We start from the raw sequence: 14,682 nt of genomic DNA, 5'->3' as shown, positions 1-14,682 counted from the left end.
CTGCAATCCGAATATCTTAATTCTTCACAACCTTTTAAATGTGCAAAAATTCATTGTGATTTAAATCACAAAAACATTTACTTAGCGTGCTAACTAAATTATATTACTTAGCACGCTAAGTAATTGAGTGCATCTTATGATCCAAGACATCAACATTTTGAGAGATCTGTCCCTTGCCGAAAAACTGTCTCGTGTCGCTCGTTTATGGAAGATGGTTGCCGACCGTGAGCTCGAACCGTTAAACCTAACTTACCCGCGCTGGACGGCGCTTTGGAAGCTGTATCGAATGGGCGACAACATCAGTCAAAAGCAACTTGCGGAAGCGCTTGAGATTGAGCTTGCCTCGTTGATGCGCACGCTAAAACTACTCGAAGAGCAATCGCTCGTTACGCGACGTTGTTGTGAGCATGACAAGCGAGCACGAATTGTCAGCTTAACGGACGAGGGCAAAGAGCTGTTGATACAAATGGAAGAACGCATCTTGCAGGTTCGTCGAAAACTGCTCTCAGAAATCAATGACCAAGAGCTAAAGAAATTGGGCTTGATCCTAGAGCAAATTGCTCACAATGCGCTCGATTCACTTGGCGAATAAAGTCAGAAATCCTAATAAAAAAGAGAAGTAAACGCCTATGACTCCAGACCAAAAGTTCGCGCGTTGGATCAAATATTCTTGCGTCGCGTTTGTCCTTGTCTTTGCCTATTTTCTTGTTGCTGATTTAGCAATGCCGTTAACTCCTCAGGCGATGGCTACCCGAGTGGTAACTAAGGTCGCCCCCCGTGTTAATGGACAAATCACCCATCTTTATGTGGCAAATAACCAAGAAATTCAAAAAGGCGACTTGTTGTTCCAAATCGATCCGCAGCCATACAAGTTAGCGGTAGAAAAAGCGCAATTAAACTTACAACAAGTGATCCAAAACAATGAGCAGTTGGATGCCTCTATCACGGCAGCCAAAGCGGATGTGGAAGCGAGTAAAATCGTCGCTGAGCAAAAAATCCGTGAAGCCAATCGACTGAATACATTGTTCAGCCGAAACGGTACGTCTCAACAACAACGAGATGATGCGCAGAGTAGCGCAACAGCGGCAAAAGCGAATTTGCTAGCAGCAAAAGCCCGCCTGAAAGAGCTAGAAGTAAGCCGCGGCGAGCTCGGCGAAGCTAACGTCAACGTGCGTGTTGCTCAGAACCAGCTAAAACAAGCGGAGCTTAACCTTTCTTACACTCAAGTAAGTGCCGAGCACGATGGTGTTATCACGAACTTGCAGTTAGAGACAGGTGCTTACGCCGCTGCGGGGACGCCACTTATCGCACTGGTTTCGGATCAAGTTGATGTTATTGCGGACTTTCGCGAGAAAAGTTTGCGTCATTTTAACCGAGATAGTCGAGCACTGGTGGCCTTCGATAGTTTGCCAGGAGAGGTTTTTGAAGCCCGCATTACCAGTTTGGATGCCGGGGTAAGCTCGGGGCAATTTGATGCAGACGGCCGCCTCGCGACACCAACAGATTCCAACCGCTGGGTGAGGGATGCTCAGCGTTTGAGATTGCATTTGTCTATCAACGAACAGCCACAAGCTTTCCCGGCGGGTGCTCGTGCGACGGTACAACTATTACCTGATAACATGATTTCAGGTTGGCTGGCTCGTCTGCAAATTCGTTTTTTGAGTACTTTGCATTACATCTATTAATTGGGAGGTGGTATGAAATTATGGGACCACCCCATGTCTGAGAACGATTTCAGACAATGCCTACGCATAGCAACTGGCGCAACCATCGGCTTTACACTGTGTAAGCTGTTTGGCTGGAACTACGGTGTGTTTTTCACCGTAACACCCATGCTTTTGCTCGGTATGGTACCAGTAGTGAACTTGCATGCATCAAGACAGTTAATCTTCTCCGCTGTTGTTTGTGGGCTAGAGGTTGGCATTTTGGGGGGCTTGTTTGGTAGTCATCCGGTGTTGATGACCTTGATTGCATTCTGCTTGTTTCTTTACAAGTTTGCTTGTATGTCAAAAGGGAGTTTGTTTCTATTTGGCGCGAACAGTGTGCTTAGTTTGAGTATCATGCTGCACTTTGCTAGTTACCCGACAACGGATCTGAATGATCTTATTTTTAGTAACTTACAGGCGAACGTTTTGTCCATTATTGTGGCGTATTTAGTGACGTTTTTGATTCCAGATGCGGAACCTCGTCAACCGCTGCCAAAGCCTTCACAAGCCAAACAAAGCCATCGGATGCGACATGAGGCCCTTATGGGGGCGAGTATTGCAACCATGTCCTTTTTGGTGTTTCAGAGCTTTAATTTGAACGATTCCATGTCAGCGCAGGCGACAACCTTGTTGCTCCTGTTTCCAATGCATTGGAATGGCGCTTTAGGTTACGCTCGTAAACGGGCGATGGGGACATTGCTAGGCGTGACTTTTGGTATCGTCGGGCAGCTCATTTTGTACGATTGGTCAGATACTTTGCTGTTTATTGTGCCGTTACTTTGGATTGGCGCGATGATATTCAGTTACATGCATGTGAAAGAATCCAGTGGTTCAGGTGCTGGCTTTGGCGGCCTCACTACTTTAGGGATCTTATTCGGACAGTATCTCACGCCCGATGGTGACCTGATTTTTAGTGCTTTGTATCGAGTCAGCAGCATACTGTTTGCCATCGTGGTCACTTTGCTTGTTACTTATGCCGTGCATCGGTTACTCAACAGCTTTGCCGCCACGCGCTTTAGCCAATCATAGCCTTGACGCGCCTAAGTTTACTAAATCATACGTTGCTGGTCAGAAAGGACTGTTCCAGCAACTTGGTTTTCAAATTTTCAGTCATAGTAATGGGTTGCTCGAATCGAATGCCTATCACCCAGCCTTTGGGTTGCTTCTTTATATTGGCGATCAAGCAAGGATTTTCCTCTCCTATATGAATGCTAAGAGGTGATACCACCGAAACTCGGTCTCCAACCTTAAACTCAGGTTCAATAAAGGTCTGAACACCGACGCCTGCCAGTGAAAAATCAACCAAACTGCCGTCATAAATATTGCCGCTGTGATCGATGGTACAGTCCATTTGTAGCTTGTAACGCTCGTGCTCTCTAACAGGCTTAGTTGCAAACGTACCGGGTATGCGAATAAAGAGCAGAGGGGAAGGACGAACGGCTGTCATTAGTACACTGGATTTAAAAGCCAACACGTGACCAAGCTCAGTGTCGGAAACGCCGCGCACAATCACATCGGCGTTATGCAGTTTTCTCATCACTTGATCTTCGAGCAATCGCATCGGAATATCGAGGATCAAATAAGAATTTTCTTTTATTCCTAAATAAACGGTTGAGTAGCTGAATTTATCTTTTGGCCCAAATTCGAAGTTAATCGAGAGTTTCATCCCTGGTTTGAGGAATTTATGCAGTACATCTTTCGTATGAGTTGCTGGCATAAGATCTGAGGTTCCAATTTCTGATTGAAAAGAGGCTACCAAAACGCCGTTTTACTCATCAAGTGTGGTTTATAAAAGTTTTTGTCAATTAATCGCTATCTGTGAAGTGGTGGGCGATAAGTTTGAGTAAGTTCATGCTTCATAAAGATTTGGCTGGCGACTACGCTACCGCAAGTGACCAGAATTAACGCGATCCAAGTTAGCGAATCCGGTTGTTCGCCAAAGATTGGAACGGCAAGCAACGTTGCGACAACGGGAGTGAGAGACCCAAATGCGGCGCTGGCTTCGGCGCCAATGATTTTTATGGCATAGATAAACGTAAACGATGCGATAAGCCCAGCGCCGACACCTTGTAACATTGCATGGCTAAACAGCTCCTCCCAAGGCCAACTGGAGATAGGCGTTACCGCTAAATAACTGTCTATCCAACCGAACCCGACTGCGATGATAAGCATAAGTAACGAGACAATGGCGACAAAACCTGCGCATACATAAGCGTTGAGGTTAGCTACGCGTGCGCTGATAGTAAAAACCGCCCACATCAAGCTGCCAACTAAAAACATCGCGTGCCCTTGAAGTTGAGACCAGTTGTATTCCTCCCCGATATTAGATAGCAGAAACACAAAAATACCCAGCAGTACGGTGGAAAGACCAATAATGCGGTGATGACTCAGCGATTGTTGATAGAACAAGACTGCAATGGCAGAAACAAACAAAGGCAACGTGCCAGGTATTAAGGCGCTACCATGCGCGACGGGAGCGAAATGCATGGCAGTGCCCGCTACAAGTAAATAAGGTAAACCGCTACCCAAGACAATACCAGTAAGGTATTTGTTGGGAACGGCTTTTAGGGCGGCTTTATGTTTCATTACAAAAGGCAACAAGATTAGGCTAGGAACGAGAAAGCGCACCAAAGCAATATCAGCAGGTTGTAGTGCCGAAATTGCCCCACCTTTGAGCGAAATGAAAAAGCCAGACCAAAGCAGTACGGTCACTAAAATTGCAGCGTATCCCAAAATCATCGTTGTCGCGTCCATGTGTAAAGTTCGCTGTAATTATTGAACGAAACTGACGCATCATGTTGGCAAAATGTGACGTACTTTGTTTCAGTATTGGTGTTAAACTGCGTTTGATTAATTAAATTTAGTGATTTTTGGCAAAGGGAGTTGGCATGGACAAAATTGATAGGCAGTTACTTCATCTCATACAGAAAGACGCCACATTAACGACAGCGGAGCTCGCTGACCAAGTAGGGCTCTCTGCTTCACCATGTGCGAGGCGCTTAAAACGTCTTGAACAAGAAGGGGTTATCAGCGGATATCGAGCAATGATCTCACGTGGCGCAGTAGGCATTGCGATGACGGTGTTCGTTGAAGTGAGTTTGAATAATCACCAAGCGTCGTCAATCGATGAGTTTGAAACCGCAATCGTCGATATGGATGAGGTGATTTCTTGTCACGTTGTATCTGGCGCTTACGATTATTTATTGGAAGTGGTAAGTAAAGATCTTCCCGGATACGAAAGCTTCACGAGAAAGCTGCAAAGGTTAGAAAACGTCAAAGACATCCACACACACCTTGCTATTCGGCAGGTAAAAGGAAATGGCTGTTTACCCATTTAATTTGATCATTGTGCCTGTAGTGAGCAAGAGGGGAGATAAATGAAGTGGTTCGATAGATTGAAGATTGCCAACTACCACCGCAAGCGTTACAAACAATTTGGTAATGATAAAGCGCGTACGCTGGGTTGGCAGGACGAATATAGCCAAATCAGCCGATTTGAAGCGCTGACTCGTAGCCTTTGTTTAGAGGCAGTTAGTATTCTCGATATTGGCTGTGGCTTTGGTGATCTGCTTGAATATATTGAGAGCCAGAATCAATATCCAGCGCGCTATGTCGGCATTGATCAGCAGAAGCAGTTCATCACAAAGGCCAGAAAGAGAGCCTTTAAAACGCCTGTTAATTTCATTTGTGGCGACTTTTCTAAGCTTGTTCTTCCTCAAAGTGATTATGTGTTTGCGTCAGGTTCATTAAACTACAAATCGAGCAATGCCAATCATACGATTGAAATGATTGAGAAGATGTATCGAGCGGCTCGAATAGGCTGTGTGTTTAACTTACTCGATGAAGAAAAGCTGCCGAGTATGAGAATGCTAGAATCGCATAACAAAGTGGGGGTGTTGCGCTATTGTCGATGGCTATGCCCAGATGCACAATTAATCGAGGGTTACTCCGACCACGACTTCACGATTGTCATGATCAAAAAAGCGGAGCCAGTTTCCTAACTCCGCTTCATAAACTTTTAAGCCTTATTGGTGTTTGTACTGTGAGATCTTACAGTCACCAGTTTGTCTATCAACCTTAAATGAGAACGCGGCTGAATGGTATTCCCTTCCATCACTCCAAATTGTTTCTCCGAAGATTTTACATAGGTCCAAATCGCTAATTGAACCGAACTCTTTTACGTGCCTAACTACTGACAAAAACTTGGCTTTGGTAGCATTAGGACAATCCCTGTTACTTAATCGATTGATAACCATTTTTGTAGCATCATCTCCAGCCAAATGTGACTTTTTATTAAATTTTGTTAATGGGTAAATTAACCAAAAAATGCGCGTAAGTAAAGCATTATTGTGACGTATGTCTCTATAAAATGGCTGGTTTGGTTATTGGTTAATCAATTTTATTAAGGGGAACAGTCCCATTTTGTAACAGTTTAATGGCGAGAGCCTTGGGCGTATTTTAATGCACTCGCTTCTTTGTCATAAAGATGGGCTAATCCCAGAAATTGCGAGGAGAGGGTCGTATAGTCTTTAGCCAGTTGTTGAGCGTTTTCTCGATACCATTCTGCACTGATTTGGTTCGCTGTTTCATTATTATGTCTGCAACTTTGAGCGAGCTTTTCCCAGCCATTCGCTGCCCACTGCGACTCGGTACTAAGCTTGATAAGCTCATTTGCTTTTTGCGTTAACTCTTCTTTGTACTGAACCGAGGCTTTTAGCTGATTTTGGAACAGGTTTTGATTGTACTTAGCGCGCCATAACAAACTGAGTTCATCTGTGGAAAAAGTTTGCGAAAGCAATTGGCGCTGCTTGTGTTCACTTAACAAGGTATTGAACACCTTAACATGCTGATTGTAGTTGGACTCTAAACGGTTGAATTGGGTAAGATTGTCATCCCAAGAAGATGGATTACATTGAACATTGGCGAACCCTAGCAAAGGGAACAAGATAAGTATCAGCATCCAGTAGTGTTTGTTGATCATGATTGCTCACGTAAGTTAACCGTCTCTAAACAGTATAGATGGCGAGATAAGCACAAAGAATAAAAAGGAAAAGAACATGAAAAAAGTTCTCATCGCAGTGTTGATTCTTTTGCTGCTGGGTGGCGCGGGTGCTGGTTACTATTTCTTTTTTATGCAAAAAGACGAACCTGAAAAGCCTGTTGCGGCTAAAACGGAAAAGGCGCCTGTAGATAAAGGGGATGCCTCCAAACCCATCATGGATTTAGAAGCGCCAGCTCCTGAAATCACGGAATATTACGTTATCGAGCGTCGCGTTAACGTTTACAACAAGCCTGATGATAAGTCTTTGATAGTTGATGCGCTTTACAAAGGCGAAAAAGTGTCTGTGCTGGAAAAGGTCGAGGGTTGGTTTCGTCTATCTGACTACATCGTTTACGAAGATGGTGGAGAAGAGACTGCGGAATGGGTCAACTCGAAAGGTCTCTCTGACGCTGAGCCTGTCATCAAAGAGCAAGAGCGATTAGAGATCTTGGATGGTTACCTGCAAAAATCAGACGATTTGAAGGAGCATTTAGATATGTTCCGAAACAAAACCCAGCAATTGCTGAAAGATGAAACGTGTGATCCTAGTGATTTTGAAGAGCTCGGTGGTTGGGTTCGTTCTGTGACGTTCAAAAAGCGCAATGTTTACTTCATCTATTGCGGCGGTTTGGAGCAAGAGAACAAGATCTACTTAGATGTCGATAAGGGTGAGCTTTTTTATCGGTAACTTACGACCGATTACATTGGTTCTCTAAAGACGTTTTGATAAAAGCAATGACGATACAAACCTGAAATCAGAGATTTATAACTTTTTAGTTGTGAACCATAATCAATAGGAATACTATCATTAAGCCAAGTGACCTAACTTGGCTCTTTGTGTTTTTAGTGAGTTTCTATGCCTTGGATTTACCTTAGAAAATTGATTTTGCTGCTATTTGCAATGGTATTGCTACCAGTGCATGTATCTGCTGCGCAAATCGATCACAAGGCTCACGTACCGCACTTTTCTAAGCTACAACCTTTTGTAGTTGCAAGTGTATCGCCAAACTCTTCCGTCGATTTCTCTGAAGTTTCAGAAGAAAGTTCTCAATCTCCAGTATCTGAAGGTCATGCAAGTCTTGATTCCCTTGCTTTGTTTAACTCTCAACGCTGGACGTCTTACTTACGAGAAGGGCTTGATGACGAGCACGTAGATTTTGTCGGCGATCTCACGACTCCGTTTTACGCTGATGCGGGTTACGCATACAGCTTGATGGACATTAACTGGCGTCACAACCAGTCCACATTTTATCATTTCACAAGCGATCATCGCATTTCTGGTTGGAAAGAGACCAATGCCATGTACGTCGCACTCAATAGTCAGTTCTCTGCCTAAACACCATCTATTAGCACCATTGTGCACTCTTAACACGACGATTGTATTCGACAGGGCGCGAGCGTTCTGAGCATTTCATACCCTGAATTTATTCTGGGAGCATCTGTCGTGTGTTAAGCCTTGTTATTAAAAGCTTCACTTCATCGTGAAGGGATGATGTTTACATGAAAAAAACACCAAAGCAGCAAAAGAATAGAAAGCTGATGAATCACTACTCAGCTTGGAAATATGTCGTATTAATCACGACGGTCATTATCTTAACCTTAAGTGCGATCCCAACTTGGTTTGGCGAACAGCCTTCTATCCAGTTGACGTTTGCGGATCAAAACAACAGTGAAATGTCGGTTGTTCATCTGAATCAACTGCTAAAAACCAACCATATTTCAGCCGACAAAATCATCGAAAAAGACGGCAAAACAACCATTGTATTCGATGGTGAAGATGCGCAAAGTAAAGCTCGTGCGTTGTTAAACAAAGAGCTAAATAAAGACGACAGCATCACTTTCTCATACGTATCGGTTGCGCCAGAATGGTTGAATGAGATGGGCTTTAGCCCAATTAAACTCGGTCTTGACCTTCGTGGTGGCGTTCAGTTCTTGTTGAATGTTGATGTGAATAAAGCGTTTGAAGAGCAACGTGATGCGTTGATTGATGAAATCAAAGCGAATCTACGTGATCAGCGTGTTCGTGGTGTGCAAGTTCGAGCAGAAAGCGGCAACCGAATTACGGTAAACAGTGACAGCGAGCAAGCATTGTCGGAAGTGAACAAGTTCTTGCGTCAAAACTACCCTGGCTGGATTTCAAAAAGTTCATCTCGTGGCTTTGTGCTTGAACCGAGTGAACAAAATATCCAAGAATTTCAATCCTCGACTCTTCAACAAAACCTGAAGATCATGCGTGGTCGTATTGAAGAACTTGGTATCACAGAAGCACTAGTGCAACGCCAAGGTAAAGAGAGCATTCGAATTGAACTCCCTGGTGTACAAGATCCTGCTCAAGCGAAAAACGTTATTGGTGCAACAGCAAGCTTGGCGTTTTATGAAGTGAAAGATGCGAGCCAAGCACACAGCAGCCAAGATCTTGTTCTTCAAGACAATGACGGCCGTACGGTGATTTTGGCAAAACGACCAGTCCTAACGGGTGAGCACATCGTAAACGCTCGTGCTGGTGTCGACAAAATGGGTATGTCAGAAGTAAATATTTCTCTTGACCACGCTGGTGGTAAGAAAATGAGCGACTTCTCAGCAACTCACATCGGCAAGCCAATGGCGACCGTTTACCGAGAGTACAAGACAAACGATCGCGGTGTAACCGAGCGTAGTGAGCGCGTTATCAGCGTCGCGACTATTCAATCTCAACTTAGTAGCCAGTTCCGCATTACCGGAGCAGGTAGCATGGACGATGCGCAGCAGTTAGCGCTATTGCTTCGTGCGGGTTCACTAACCGCGCCGGTTACTATTGTGGAAGAGCGTACTATCGGTGCTTCTCTGGGTGCAGAAAACATTGAAAACGGTTTTGCAGCACTGGCTTTAGGTATGGGTTTAACACTGACCTTTATGGCACTTTGGTATCGCCGCTTAGGTTGGGTAGCAAACGTGGCGCTTTGTGCCAACATGCTTTGTCTGCTTGGCCTAATTGCCTTGTTACCAGGTGCGGTGCTAACGCTTCCTGGCATTGCAGGTTTAGTGTTAACCGTCGGTATGGCAGTGGACACCAACGTTATTATTTTCGAACGTATTAAGGACAAAATGCGTGAAGGTCGCAGCTTCGCTCAAGCGATTGATCTGGGCTTTGACAGCGCGTTCTCGACCATCCTTGATGCCAACATTACTACTATGATCACCGCCGTGATTTTGTACGCCATTGGTAATGGCCCAATCCAAGGCTTTGCCTTAACACTCGGATTAGGTTTGTTAACCAGTATGTTTACAGGCGTATTTGCCTCTCGAGCAATGATCAATTTAATTTGGGGCCGCGATGCCCGTCGTGATGTGAGGGTTTAATCATGGTCGAAATGCTAAAACAAAATATTCGTAAAATTCGCTACTTTACTACGCTAGTTTCCATCATTTTGACGGTGATCGCGTTAGTCGCTCTAGGCTTTAAAGGGTTGAACCTTGGCTTGGATTTCACTGGTGGTATGGTGACAGAAGTAAAGGTAGATAAGCAGCTAACTAACCATGATCTGCTTGACGTACTGCAACCAAAACTTGGTGAGTCAACGTCAGTAACACGTTCTGGTGAAGATGGCCGTTGGGTGATCCGTTACTCTGCGCCGGAAGAAGGGCAGACATTACCAAGCGTGGCAGATGTACTTAAGCCAATCTCTCACCAAGTTGATGTTGTCAGCAACAGTATTGTTGGTGCTCAAGTTGGCCAAGACTTGTTTGAACAAGGTGGCTTAGCATTGTTGATTTGTGTGCTGAGTATTCTCGGTTACTTGTGTTTCCGTTTTGAGTGGCGTTTGGCAAGCGGTTCACTGTTTGCTTTGGCTCATGATGTGATTTTAGTGCTTGGTTTCTTTGCAATTACTCAAATGGAGTTCAACTTAACCGTTTTTGCTGCTGTGCTGGCGATTTTAGGTTACTCATTGAATGACTCGATCATCATTGCAGATCGAATCCGTGAGCTGTTGATTGCGAAGCAGAGTTGGAAAACAGAAGACATCAATGACCAAGCTGTTATCGCGACGTTTTCACGCACCATGGTGACATCTGGTACAACACTGATCACCGTTGGAGCATTGTGGATTATGGGAGGAGCGCCTTTGGCTGGTTTCTCAACCGCGATGTTTATCGGAGTTCTGTCTGGTACATGGTCATCGATTTCGATTGGTACCGTGCTGCCAGAGTGGTTGAAACTGGAGCCGAAACATTATCTGCCTGTTGAGATCGACGCTGCGCCATAGCATCGTTCTTTTAAGGTAAAAGTGCTTGCGCCACTCATTTTGAGTGGCGCTTTTTTTGTGCTTATTTCACACGCATCAGACGATGTTTTACTCGTCCCAAATCGAACTCTAAGATCTGTGAGCGCTTCATTGCTTCGACTTTATTCAACATCGACTCTTGGTAGCCTTTTTTCTTCATCCACTGAAGAGGCTCAGAGAAAGCATCTTCATTAACGACATAAGACTCGCCTTTATGCTCTCCTGCATAGACGTTCACAACCCAAACTCGGGCCTGAAAATCTAGTACTTCACTCATCACTTGCGTGAACTTTTGAAAGAGGTTTTTCATTACTTTTAGTTCCGCTCTAACTCACAAACAGCCAAACACCAACGCCCATCATCAACGTGCCTGCGAAACGGTTCATCAAACGCACATTTTTTGATTGGCCTAAAACACGTTTAAGTCCTTTACCGCCTGTCGCGTAAAGTGACATACAGATGAACTCGAACAGCAGAATGATCGAGACTAAAACCATGAGCTGTGGCGCCAAGGCTTTGCTTTGGTCGATGAATGGAGGCAAAAGTGAGATCATAAACGCCCAACCTTTAGGGTTCGCGATGGCGGTAATGAAGCCCTGTAGAACCAAATTCCAGTTACCTTTAGGTTGTGAAGTTGAGTTCTCCAAATTGATCGCGAGTTTGCCTCGAGATCGCCACATTTCGATACCTAAATAGAGCAAGTACGCACCGCCAGCAAATTTGAGGACGGTAAACAGCCACGGATAATTGAGCATAACTGCGGCGATGCCGAGTACAGCAGAGATGGAAACCAGAGCGACTCCAGCGAGTTCCCCAATCATCATCCATAGTGTCCGGCGATAGCCGACACTCATTCCCAATGTGAGTGCCAAGGTCATGCACATTCCTGGAGTAATCGAGACGAAAAAGAAAGTAGGGATGAACATACTGAGTAATGCAATATTCATATCTGTTGATGACTTAGTTATTAAAGAGAAGCCACAAAGATAGTGCAAAGCGGGAAAGGATGCTACTACAAAGCGAGCGGCTGCTTTTTGTGCTAGTTAGCTGATGTTATTCGGATATTTAAAATTAAAATGAAATTATATTTTAATCTCTGCGTCATAATAGTGCGTATTGCACCAGTATGAGACAAACTCTTATATCGTTATTCGATTAAATATATTTAATTGTTTATATTTTTTCGTTGTTTATTTTCATTGTTTTAAATAGCCATATTGATAACTAAATTGTCATTAAATGCAGTAATTAAATGATATGTTTGATAATTGTCTTTACTGATATTTGAATTATTATTCTAATCTTGTTTTTGCCATAATCATTTAGACTTAAAATTCAGATCTTAAATCATGACATAATGTAACGTCTGCTGTTCTGTATGTAATTATATGATATGTAAGGATTATTTTGCTGTATTGATAGGCTGGCGTTTCAGGTAAGTACTATTAAAAACAATGAGTTATGAAGAGTTAACTATTTTATAACATTTCATGTGTAATGAGATCTAAATCAATCTTATGCAAATGGATTAGTTTTTTATTTGAAATGTAATATTTCTAGGTTAACTTAAAATAAAAGGCAGCACAGGATTGGTTGTCAAAAGAATAAATAAACATGTCAGTTGGTGAACTATTTCATCAGTGTATTAAGTTTGCTTTTTAAATGCCGTTAAGAATGGAGTCTTCAATGAAGAAAGTCGCTTTGATCACTGGATCAAAAGGCGGAATTGGTTCTGCTATTTCCTCTCAATTAGTCAATGACGGTTACCGTGTAATCGCTACTTATTTCACAGGTAACTACGAATGTGCGCTGGAGTGGTTCAACAGTAAAGGGTTTACCAAAGATCAGGTTCGCCTTTTTGAGTTGGACGTAACAAACACCGCTGAGTGTGCAGAGAAGTTAGCGCAATTGCTTGAGGAAGAAGGAACCATTGATGTTGTTGTCAACAACGCAGGTATCACACGCGATGGCGTGTTTAAAAAGATGACTGCGCAAGCTTGGAATGATGTCATCAATACCAACCTCAATAGTCTATTCAACGTTACGCAACCCCTATTCGCAGCAATGTGCGAAAAAGGTGGTGGTCGTGTCATCAATATCTCTTCAGTCAATGGTCTAAAAGGGCAGTTTGGTCAAGCAAACTACTCGGCGGCGAAAGCTGGGATGATCGGTTTCTCTAAAGCCTTGGCATACGAAGGCGCTCGCTCGGGTGTGACGGTCAATGTTATCGCTCCGGGGTACACAGGTACGCCAATGGTTGAGCAAATGAAGCCAGAAGTGTTGGAATCCATCACGAACCAAATCCCAATGAAACGCCTTGCGACACCAGAAGAAATTGCAGCATCAGTGAGCTTCTTGGTCAGCGATGCCGGCGCCTATATCACCGGTGAGACTTTGTCGGTGAACGGCGGCCTATACATGCACTAAGGAGATAAGATGATGGAAAAAGTATTTATCGTAGCGGCGAAGCGTACCCCAATCGGCGCTTTTGGTGGCAGCCTGAAAAATACCTCAGCTGGCGATCTGGCAGCAGTAGCGATTAAGGGCGCGTTAGAAGCAGCAAAGTTGGCTGGCGACAAGGTTGACGAAGTGATTGTCGGCAATGTTGTTGGTGCAGGTCAAGGCATGGGTGTTGGCCGCCAAGCGGCATTGTTTGCTGGGATTCCCGAATCTGTTCCTGCATACGGCGTAAACATGGTTTGCGGTAGCGGTATGAAAACGGTCATGGACGCAGTTTCTCATATCCGTAGTGGCGATGCAGAGATCGTGGTTGCGGCGGGTGTTGAGGTCATGTCTCAGATTCCGTTTGCCGCACCAAGCAGCATTCGTGATGGCAACAAAATGGGCAATCTGGAGCTGAAAGATCTGCTCGTAGCGGACGGCTTAACTGACGTTTACAACCAATATCACATGGGTGTGACGGCAGAAAACGTAGCAAAAGAAATCGGCCTAACTCGTCAACAGCAAGACGAATATGCGTTGTCTAGCCAACAAAAAGCGGTAGCCGCTATTGAAGCAGGTAAATTCAAAGACGAAATTGTGCCAGTGGAAGTGCAACAGCGTCGAGAAACCGTACTGTTCGATACCGATGAATACCCAAAAGCGAACGCAACAATGGAAGCTTTAAGCAAGCTGCGTCCTGCTTTTGACCGCGAAGGCACAGTGACTGCGGGTAATGCGTCGGGCATTAACGATGGCGCGAGTGCGATTATCGTTGCGTCTGAAAGCGCAGTTAAAGCGCACGGATTAACGCCGCTTGCTGAGATCGTAAGCTACGCGCAATCGGGTCTTGATCCGAAAATCATGGGCTTAGGTCCAGTTGAGTCGGTCAATAAAGCACTCGCAAAAGCGGAACTCACGGTAAACGATATCGACGTTTACGAGTTAAACGAAGCATTTGCAGCGCAAGCACTTGGCGTGATTCATCAGTTGGCGGAAACTAACCAAGTTCCAGTTAATGCGATTCAAGATAAAGCGAACTTTAACGGCGGTGCTATCGCGCTAGGCCACCCGCTTGGTGCATCGGGCAACCGAATTTTAGTGACGCTTGTTCACGAGCTTCATAAGCAAAATGGTCAATATGGTGTTGCTTCACTTTGTGTGGGCGGCGGCATGGGCACGGCTGTGGTTGTAAAAGCAGTTAAGTAATTATTTAAACGGACATTTTTAATTC

Annotated in this window: 17 protein-coding genes; 11 read left to right on the top strand and 6 right to left on the bottom strand. The window is 44.4% G+C overall.

The genetic code is table 11. The features are described from left to right. Positions 1-136: 136 nt before the first annotated feature. The 3 genes from ACF8EG_RS03455 to ACF8EG_RS03445 are packed head-to-tail and all read left to right on the top strand — an operon-like array spanning position 137 to position 2,735. Positions 137-592, top strand: a complete 456-nt coding sequence (locus tag ACF8EG_RS03455; protein WP_005477342.1) for a MarR family transcriptional regulator — start codon at positions 137-139, stop codon at positions 590-592. Positions 593-629: 37 nt separating this feature from the next. Next, positions 630-1,685, top strand: a complete 1,056-nt coding sequence (locus tag ACF8EG_RS03450) for an HlyD family secretion protein (protein WP_069504808.1) — start codon at positions 630-632, stop codon at positions 1,683-1,685. Positions 1,686-1,697: 12 nt separating this feature from the next. After that, complete coding sequence (locus ACF8EG_RS03445) at positions 1,698-2,735, top strand: DUF2955 domain-containing protein (protein ID WP_069504806.1); 1,038 nt, start codon at positions 1,698-1,700, stop codon at positions 2,733-2,735. Positions 2,736-2,760: 25 nt separating this feature from the next. On the opposite strand, the gene ACF8EG_RS03440 is transcribed toward ACF8EG_RS03445, so the two are convergent. Further along, complete coding sequence (locus tag ACF8EG_RS03440) at positions 2,761-3,423, bottom strand: flagellar brake protein (RefSeq protein ID WP_029822301.1); 663 nt, start codon at positions 3,421-3,423, stop codon at positions 2,761-2,763. Between the two features lie 95 nt (positions 3,424-3,518). Next, positions 3,519-4,445, bottom strand: a complete 927-nt coding sequence (locus ACF8EG_RS03435; protein ID WP_024700028.1) for a DMT family transporter — start codon at positions 4,443-4,445, stop codon at positions 3,519-3,521. Between the two features lie 149 nt (positions 4,446-4,594). Here ACF8EG_RS03435 and ACF8EG_RS03430 point away from each other — a divergent pair, with 149 nt between their 5' ends. Both ACF8EG_RS03430 and ACF8EG_RS03425 read left to right on the top strand, forming a co-directional pair. After that, a complete protein-coding gene (locus ACF8EG_RS03430) occupies positions 4,595-5,044 on the top strand; it encodes an Lrp/AsnC family transcriptional regulator (RefSeq protein ID WP_005485150.1) in 450 nt (149 codons plus the stop codon). A gap of 39 nt (positions 5,045-5,083) precedes the next feature. After that, positions 5,084-5,707: a bifunctional 2-polyprenyl-6-hydroxyphenol methylase/3-demethylubiquinol 3-O-methyltransferase UbiG gene (locus ACF8EG_RS03425; protein ID WP_065969250.1), complete on the top strand. Its 624-nt coding sequence runs from the start codon at positions 5,084-5,086 to the stop codon at positions 5,705-5,707. Positions 5,708-5,731: 24 nt separating this feature from the next. Here the strand turns inward: ACF8EG_RS03425 and ACF8EG_RS03420 are convergent, their stop codons facing one another. Next, positions 5,732-5,962 (bottom strand): hypothetical protein, encoded by a 231-nt coding sequence (locus tag ACF8EG_RS03420; RefSeq protein WP_025621960.1) that lies wholly within the window; start codon positions 5,960-5,962, stop codon positions 5,732-5,734. Between the two features lie 176 nt (positions 5,963-6,138). Continuing rightward, complete coding sequence (locus ACF8EG_RS03415) at positions 6,139-6,687, bottom strand: hypothetical protein (protein WP_015313424.1); 549 nt, start codon at positions 6,685-6,687, stop codon at positions 6,139-6,141. Positions 6,688-6,763: 76 nt separating this feature from the next. Here ACF8EG_RS03415 and ACF8EG_RS03410 point away from each other — a divergent pair, with 76 nt between their 5' ends. The 4 genes from ACF8EG_RS03410 to secF all read left to right on the top strand — a co-directional run bounded on the left by ACF8EG_RS03410 (position 6,764) and on the right by secF (position 10,991). Then, positions 6,764-7,435, top strand: coding sequence for an SH3 domain-containing protein (locus ACF8EG_RS03410; protein ID WP_005477076.1), 672 nt, complete (start codon positions 6,764-6,766; stop codon positions 7,433-7,435). A gap of 168 nt (positions 7,436-7,603) precedes the next feature. Next, positions 7,604-8,083: a hypothetical protein gene (locus ACF8EG_RS03405; RefSeq protein ID WP_065764397.1), complete on the top strand. Its 480-nt coding sequence runs from the start codon at positions 7,604-7,606 to the stop codon at positions 8,081-8,083. Positions 8,084-8,247: 164 nt separating this feature from the next. Further along, positions 8,248-10,086: a protein translocase subunit SecD gene (secD, locus tag ACF8EG_RS03400; RefSeq protein ID WP_065969252.1), complete on the top strand. Its 1,839-nt coding sequence runs from the start codon at positions 8,248-8,250 to the stop codon at positions 10,084-10,086. Positions 10,087-10,088: 2 nt separating this feature from the next. After that, positions 10,089-10,991: a protein translocase subunit SecF gene (secF, locus tag ACF8EG_RS03395; protein ID WP_005463489.1), complete on the top strand. Its 903-nt coding sequence runs from the start codon at positions 10,089-10,091 to the stop codon at positions 10,989-10,991. Between the two features lie 61 nt (positions 10,992-11,052). Here the strand turns inward: secF and ACF8EG_RS03390 are convergent, their stop codons facing one another. Both ACF8EG_RS03390 and ACF8EG_RS03385 read right to left on the bottom strand, forming a co-directional pair. After that, positions 11,053-11,319: a hypothetical protein gene (locus tag ACF8EG_RS03390; protein WP_005485023.1), complete on the bottom strand. Its 267-nt coding sequence runs from the start codon at positions 11,317-11,319 to the stop codon at positions 11,053-11,055. Between the two features lie 16 nt (positions 11,320-11,335). Next, positions 11,336-11,956, bottom strand: a complete 621-nt coding sequence (locus ACF8EG_RS03385; RefSeq protein ID WP_057653132.1) for a LysE family translocator — start codon at positions 11,954-11,956, stop codon at positions 11,336-11,338. A 739-nt stretch (positions 11,957-12,695) separates the two neighbouring features. On the opposite strand from ACF8EG_RS03385, the gene ACF8EG_RS03380 reads away from it, so the two are divergent. After that, positions 12,696-13,436: an SDR family oxidoreductase gene (locus tag ACF8EG_RS03380; RefSeq protein WP_005477336.1), complete on the top strand. Its 741-nt coding sequence runs from the start codon at positions 12,696-12,698 to the stop codon at positions 13,434-13,436. A 12-nt stretch (positions 13,437-13,448) separates the two neighbouring features. Further along, on the top strand, positions 13,449-14,657 hold the full coding sequence (locus ACF8EG_RS03375) for an acetyl-CoA C-acetyltransferase (protein ID WP_011106441.1): 1,209 nt from the start codon (positions 13,449-13,451) through the stop codon (positions 14,655-14,657). Positions 14,658-14,682: the final 25 nt, after the last annotated feature.

The organism is Vibrio sp. YQ_11, assembly GCF_043103065.1.
GTDB classification, from domain to species: Bacteria; Pseudomonadota; Gammaproteobacteria; order Enterobacterales; family Vibrionaceae; genus Vibrio; species Vibrio parahaemolyticus.
The sequence above is the reverse complement of the archived record's forward strand: the minus strand, read 5'-3'. Positions and strand labels throughout refer to the sequence as shown.

Bases quoted from the DNA above. Each gene is read 5' to 3' on its own strand.
- ACF8EG_RS03445 (WP_069504806.1), top strand. From the start codon at position 1,698: ATGAAATTATGGGACCACCCCATGTCTGAGAACGATTTCAGACAATGC.
- ACF8EG_RS03425 (WP_065969250.1), top strand. From the start codon at position 5,084: ATGAAGTGGTTCGATAGATTGAAGATTGCCAACTACCACCGCAAGCGT.
- ACF8EG_RS03405 (WP_065764397.1), top strand. From the start codon at position 7,604: ATGCCTTGGATTTACCTTAGAAAATTGATTTTGCTGCTATTTGCAATG.
- ACF8EG_RS03415 (WP_015313424.1), bottom strand. From the start codon at position 6,687: ATGATCAACAAACACTACTGGATGCTGATACTTATCTTGTTCCCTTTG.
- secF (WP_005463489.1), top strand. From the start codon at position 10,089: ATGGTCGAAATGCTAAAACAAAATATTCGTAAAATTCGCTACTTTACT.
- ACF8EG_RS03410 (WP_005477076.1), top strand. From the start codon at position 6,764: ATGAAAAAAGTTCTCATCGCAGTGTTGATTCTTTTGCTGCTGGGTGGC.
- ACF8EG_RS03385 (WP_057653132.1), bottom strand. From the start codon at position 11,956: ATGAATATTGCATTACTCAGTATGTTCATCCCTACTTTCTTTTTCGTC.
- ACF8EG_RS03390 (WP_005485023.1), bottom strand. From the start codon at position 11,319: ATGAAAAACCTCTTTCAAAAGTTCACGCAAGTGATGAGTGAAGTACTA.
- ACF8EG_RS03430 (WP_005485150.1), top strand. From the start codon at position 4,595: ATGGACAAAATTGATAGGCAGTTACTTCATCTCATACAGAAAGACGCC.
- ACF8EG_RS03455 (WP_005477342.1), top strand. From the start codon at position 137: ATGATCCAAGACATCAACATTTTGAGAGATCTGTCCCTTGCCGAAAAA.
- ACF8EG_RS03450 (WP_069504808.1), top strand. From the start codon at position 630: ATGACTCCAGACCAAAAGTTCGCGCGTTGGATCAAATATTCTTGCGTC.
- ACF8EG_RS03375 (WP_011106441.1), top strand. From the start codon at position 13,449: ATGGAAAAAGTATTTATCGTAGCGGCGAAGCGTACCCCAATCGGCGCT.
- ACF8EG_RS03380 (WP_005477336.1), top strand. From the start codon at position 12,696: ATGAAGAAAGTCGCTTTGATCACTGGATCAAAAGGCGGAATTGGTTCT.
- ACF8EG_RS03420 (WP_025621960.1), bottom strand. From the start codon at position 5,962: ATGGTTATCAATCGATTAAGTAACAGGGATTGTCCTAATGCTACCAAA.
- secD (WP_065969252.1), top strand. From the start codon at position 8,248: ATGAAAAAAACACCAAAGCAGCAAAAGAATAGAAAGCTGATGAATCAC.
- ACF8EG_RS03435 (WP_024700028.1), bottom strand. From the start codon at position 4,445: ATGATTTTGGGATACGCTGCAATTTTAGTGACCGTACTGCTTTGGTCT.
- ACF8EG_RS03440 (WP_029822301.1), bottom strand. From the start codon at position 3,423: ATGCCAGCAACTCATACGAAAGATGTACTGCATAAATTCCTCAAACCA.